General features: G+C 67.2%; 6 protein-coding genes. 5 read left to right on the forward strand and 1 reads right to left on the reverse strand.

Annotated elements, in window-relative coordinates:
- On the reverse strand, positions 1-111 hold a 111-nt coding region (locus tag ACSLE4_RS01940; RefSeq protein WP_435902810.1), incomplete at its 3' end, for a PDZ domain-containing protein.
- 21 nt (positions 112-132) lie between these two features.
- Between ACSLE4_RS01940 and ACSLE4_RS01945 the strand changes: the two genes are divergently transcribed.
- From ACSLE4_RS01945 to ACSLE4_RS01965, 5 genes are all read left to right on the forward strand, one after another.
- Positions 133-993, forward strand: a complete 861-nt coding sequence (locus tag ACSLE4_RS01945; RefSeq protein ID WP_435902811.1) for a PDZ domain-containing protein — start codon at positions 133-135, stop codon at positions 991-993.
- Positions 994-1,009: 16 nt separating this feature from the next.
- Positions 1,010-2,335: a replication-associated recombination protein A gene (locus ACSLE4_RS01950; RefSeq protein WP_435902807.1), complete on the forward strand. Its 1,326-nt coding sequence runs from the start codon at positions 1,010-1,012 to the stop codon at positions 2,333-2,335.
- A 24-nt stretch (positions 2,336-2,359) separates the two neighbouring features.
- Positions 2,360-2,734 carry a fluoride efflux transporter CrcB gene (crcB, locus tag ACSLE4_RS01955; RefSeq protein WP_435902812.1) on the forward strand — a complete coding sequence of 125 codons (375 nt, stop codon included), beginning with the start codon at positions 2,360-2,362 and terminating at the stop codon, positions 2,732-2,734.
- A gap of 4 nt (positions 2,735-2,738) precedes the next feature.
- On the forward strand, positions 2,739-3,731 hold the full coding sequence (locus ACSLE4_RS01960) for an RluA family pseudouridine synthase (protein ID WP_435902808.1): 993 nt from the start codon (positions 2,739-2,741) through the stop codon (positions 3,729-3,731).
- Positions 3,728-4,494 (forward strand): ATP12 family chaperone protein (locus ACSLE4_RS01965; protein WP_435902809.1); only part of this gene is annotated, 767 nt, incomplete at its 3' end. The genes ACSLE4_RS01960 and ACSLE4_RS01965, both read left to right, overlap by 4 nt.

The raw sequence follows: 4,494 nt of genomic DNA on the forward strand, positions 1-4,494 counted from the left end.
GCGCCCATCGACGGACAGAACGACGTCGCCGCGCAGGATGCCGGCCTTTTCCGCGGGGCTGCCGGCGGTGACATCGGCGACGAGCACGCCGTGGGCCTGATCGATGCCCATCGCGTCGGCCAGACCGTGACCATGGGCATTGTCTCGGCCCTGGCGCGCACCCAGATTTCTGCAGGCGACTATCAGTTTTTCATCCAGACCGACGCGGCCATCAATCCGGGGAATTCGGGCGGCGCGCTGGTGGACATGGGCGGCCAGCTCGTGGGCATCAACACCGCGATCTTCTCCAAGAGCGGCGGCTCGCACGGAATCGGATTCGCGATTCCTTCCAACATGGTGCGGCTCGTGGTTCAGTCGGCGCTCAAGGGCGGCACGGTGCAGCGTCCCTGGTTCGGCGCTTCACTCCAGTCGCTCACCTCCGACATCGCCGAGTCGCTCGGGCTCGACCGGCCGGCAGGCGCACTGGTGACCAGCGTTCATGCGAGAGGGCCGGCACGGCGCGCGGGCCTCAAGGTCGGCGATGTGGTCGTGAGCGTCGATGGCCAGGCCGTTCAGGATCCGGAGGCCTTTCAGTACCGCTTCGTCACCAAGGGGGTCGGCGGTACGGTGGAGATCGGGCTTTACCGCGACGGTAAGCAGGTGCAGGCCAACATCACCTTGATGGCGCCGGTCGAAGACCCGCCGCGGGATGTGCGCGAGCTGAGCGGGCCGCATCCGCTTTCCGGCAGTACGGTAGCCAATCTCTCACCAGCGGTGGCCGTGGAGATTGGCATGGACGGCGACGGCAAGGCGGGCGTTGTGGTGATCAATGTGGACCGGCGCTCGAATGCGGGACGGCTGGGGCTTAGGCGCGGTGATATCGTCGTCGGCGTCAACAACGAGGAAATCTCGACGGTGAAGCAACTCGCCGTTGTCCTGGAGGCGCCTGCCGGCGACTGGCGGCTCTCTATCGAACGCGGCGGGAAAGTGTTCAATCTCGCCATCCAAGGCTAGCGAAGAAGGCTGATCCATGACGAAGGGCGCGGCGACTCTGTTCGAGGCGGCGGGGCTGGCCGATACGGCACCTCGGCCGCTCGCCGACCGTCTGCGCCCTCGGACCCTCGATGAGGTGATTGGCCAGGATCATCTGCTTGGGCAGGGCATGCTGGGGCGCATGGTCCGGGCGGGCCGTCTTGGCTCGGTGATCTTTTGGGGGCCGCCTGGCACGGGCAAGACCACGGTCGCGCGCTTGCTGGCCGAGGTCACCGATCTTCATTTCGAGCAACTCTCGGCAATCCAGTCCGGCGTGGCGGACTTGCGCAAAGTGTTCGACGCGGCGCGTGCGCGGCGCGACGAGGGGCGTGGCACGCTTCTCTTCATCGACGAGATCCACCGCTTCAATCGCGCCCAGCAGGACGCGTTTCTCCCGCACATGGAAGACGGCACCATCGTGCTGGTCGGCGCCACCACGGAGAACCCGTCCTTCGAGCTGAACTCGGCGCTGCTGTCCCGGGCGAGCGTGCTCACCTTCAAGCGGCTCGACGACAACGCGCTTGAAGCCTTGCTTCAACGCGCCGAGGCCCATGAGGGGCGCAAGCTGCCGCTTGACGAGGATGCGCGCGCCGCGCTGATCGGCATGGCCGACGGCGATGGGCGCGGGCTCATCAATCTGGCCGAGGACGTGTTTCTTTCCGTGGGCAAGGACGCGAAAGCCCCGGTCGACCGCGAGGCGTTGACGGCGCTGGTGCAGCGGCGCGCGCCGATCTACGACAAGGGTCAAGACGGTCACTACAACCTCATCAGCGCGCTGCATAAATCGGTACGTGGCTCGGATCCTGACGCGGCGCTCTATTGGCTCGCGCGCATGTTTGCCGGTGGCGAGGACCCGCTCTATATCGCGCGGCGCCTGGTGCGCATGGCGGTGGAGGATATCGGGCTCGCCGATCCTGCGGCGCTGCTGCAGGCCAACGCGGCGAAGGACGCTTACGACTTTCTGGGCACACCGGAAGGGGAGCTGGCGCTGGCGCAGGCGACCGTTTATCTGGCGACCGCGCCGAAATCGAACGCCGCCTATATGGCCTTCAACGCGGCCTCACGTGTCGCCAAGGAGAGCGGGTCGCTGCTGCCGCCGAAGCATATCCTCAACGCGCCCACGACGCTGATGAAGCAGGAAGGTTACGGTCGCGACTACGCCTACGATCACAACGAGAAGGGCGCCTTCTCAGGACAGAACTATTTCCCGGACGGCGTGGAGCGGCAGCAATTCTATTCGCCGACGGGGCGCGGCTTCGAGCGCGAGGTCAAGGAGCGGCTCGACCGCTGGGCCGAGATCAGGGCCAAGCGGGGCGGGGCCTAGTGCGCGCATGAGGGGGGCTTGATGATGAAGACGATGCTGTTCGTGGCCGCTGGCGGGGCGCTGGGAGCGTCCGCGCGCTATGTCGTCGGCGTCGCTTCGGGACGCCTGCTCGGCTTCGGCTTTCCGTGGGGCACGCTCACGGTCAACGTGCTTGGCTGCCTTATTATGGGGCTTCTGATCGAGGCCATGGCGCTGCGCTGGACGGTCGGAACCGAGCTGCGCGCCTTCCTCACCGTGGGGCTGCTCGGCGGCTTCACCACGTTCTCGGCCTTCTCCGCCGATTTCGCGCTGCTTTACGAGCGGGACGCCTATGTGAGCGCGGGGCTGTATCTCTTTGCATCTGTGGGACTTTCCATCGCCGCCTTGTTCGCGGGGCTGGCCATCGTGCGCGCGCTCTAAAGCCATGCCCCCCGTCGAGACCCGCAACGTCTCTAAGGACGAGGACGGCATGCGGCTCGACCGCTGGTTTAAGACCCATTACGCGGGCCTGCCGCACAGCCGGCTGGAGAAGCTGCTGCGCACGGGCCAGGTGCGGGTGGATGGGGGCCGGGCCAAGGCGAGCACACGGCTGGAAGCCGGCCAAAGCGTGCGCGTGCCACCGCTCCCCGACGCCCCGCCGCCGCCGGGCGCCAAGAAGGCGCTTTCAAAAGCGGACCGCGATTTTCTCAAAGACATCACACTCTACGAGGACGACGATCTCCTGATCCTCAACAAGCCGTCGGGCATCGCCGTGCAGGGCGGCACCAAGACAACCCAGCATATCGACCGTCTGCTGGAAGGCTTAGGGGATGGACCTGAGACGCGGCCGCGCCTGGTGCATCGCCTCGACCGCGACACCTCCGGCGTGCTGGTCGTGGCCAAGCGGCGGAGCGTGGCGGCGAAGCTCGGCCGCGCCTTCCAGACGCGCTCGGTGCGCAAGGTCTATTGGGCGCTGGTGCACGGCGTGCCCAAGCCGCCGCAAGGCAAGATCGAGGCAGCGCTGGTGAAGGCGGCGACGTCCGACGGCGACCGGGTCCGGAAAGCGCGCCCCGGGGAGCAGGACCGTGCCCAGTCGGCCGTGACCCATTATGCGGTGACCGACCGCGCCGGGCAGCAGGTATCGCTCGTCTCGCTCAAGCCCGTGACCGGGAGGCAGCATCAACTCCGCGCCCATATGGCGATCCTCGGCCATCCTATCCTCGGCGACGAGAAATACCCCGCGGGCGAGGACCTGCCGGAAGGAATCGCGCGGAAGCTTCATCTGCACGCGCGGCGCATCGCTTTCGCGCATCCAAGCGGGGAAGGTACCGTCGACGTGACCGCGCCGCTCCCGCCGCATCTGGAGCAGGCCTTCGACGCGTTCGGCTTCTCGCCCAAAGGCGGCGACACCGATGACCTCGACGAGGATCGCGGATGACCGACGACGGCCAGACCGGCGGGGCACCGGCCGAACGAAAGACGAGTCTTCCGAAGCGGTTCTACAAGGACGTTTCGGTTGCGGATGAGGGTGGCCGCTTCGGGCTTCTGCTTGATGGGAAGCCCGTGCGCACGCCGGGCAAGGCGCCGCTCGCCGTTTCTAGTAAGGCGCTGGCCGAGGCGATCGCGGACGAATGGCGGGCGCAAGGCGGGCATATCGACCCCAAGACCATGCGGCTCACCAAGCTGGCCAACACCGCGATCGACGGGGTGGCGGGGCAAAGAGACGACGTGATCGACGACATTCTCGCCCATGCCCGCGCCGATCTGCTGTGCTATCGCGCCGGCGGGCCGGAGGGGCTCGTGGCGCGGCAGGCCGAGCTGTGGGACCCGGTGCTCGCCTGGGCCAGGCAAGCGCTCCACGCACCGCTCAGCCTGTCTCAAGGCATCGTGCATGTGGCGCAGCCGGACGGCTCCATCGCGGCGCTGCGTCCCGAGATCGCCAAGCTCGACGATGTCGGGCTGGCGGCGCTCCACGTCATGACATCGCTCACAAGGTCCGCGCTGCTGGGGTTGGCCGTGGCGCTGAAGCGGCTGAACCCCGATCAGGCCTGGGACGCGGCCCATGTGGACGAGGACTTCCAGATCGGCCGATGGGGCGAGGACGCGGAAGCCGAAGCGCGCCGGAAAGCTCGGAAAGCCGAGTTCGACGCGGCCGCTCGCGCGCTCGAACTTTCCGAGCTTCGGCCAAATCCCTCCCCCTA

The organism is Methyloceanibacter sp. (assembly GCF_051306395.1).
GTDB lineage: Bacteria > Pseudomonadota > Alphaproteobacteria > Rhizobiales > Methyloligellaceae > Methyloceanibacter.

Excerpts from the sequence above, each read along its gene's own strand:
- ACSLE4_RS01960 (WP_435902808.1), top strand. The coding sequence starts at position 2,739 with ATGCCCCCCGTCGAGACCCGCAACGTCTCTAAGGACGAGGACGGCATG.
- ACSLE4_RS01950 (WP_435902807.1), top strand. The coding sequence starts at position 1,010 with ATGACGAAGGGCGCGGCGACTCTGTTCGAGGCGGCGGGGCTGGCCGAT.
- crcB (WP_435902812.1), top strand. The coding sequence starts at position 2,360 with ATGAAGACGATGCTGTTCGTGGCCGCTGGCGGGGCGCTGGGAGCGTCC.
- ACSLE4_RS01945 (WP_435902811.1), top strand. The coding sequence starts at position 133 with ATGGGCATTGTCTCGGCCCTGGCGCGCACCCAGATTTCTGCAGGCGAC.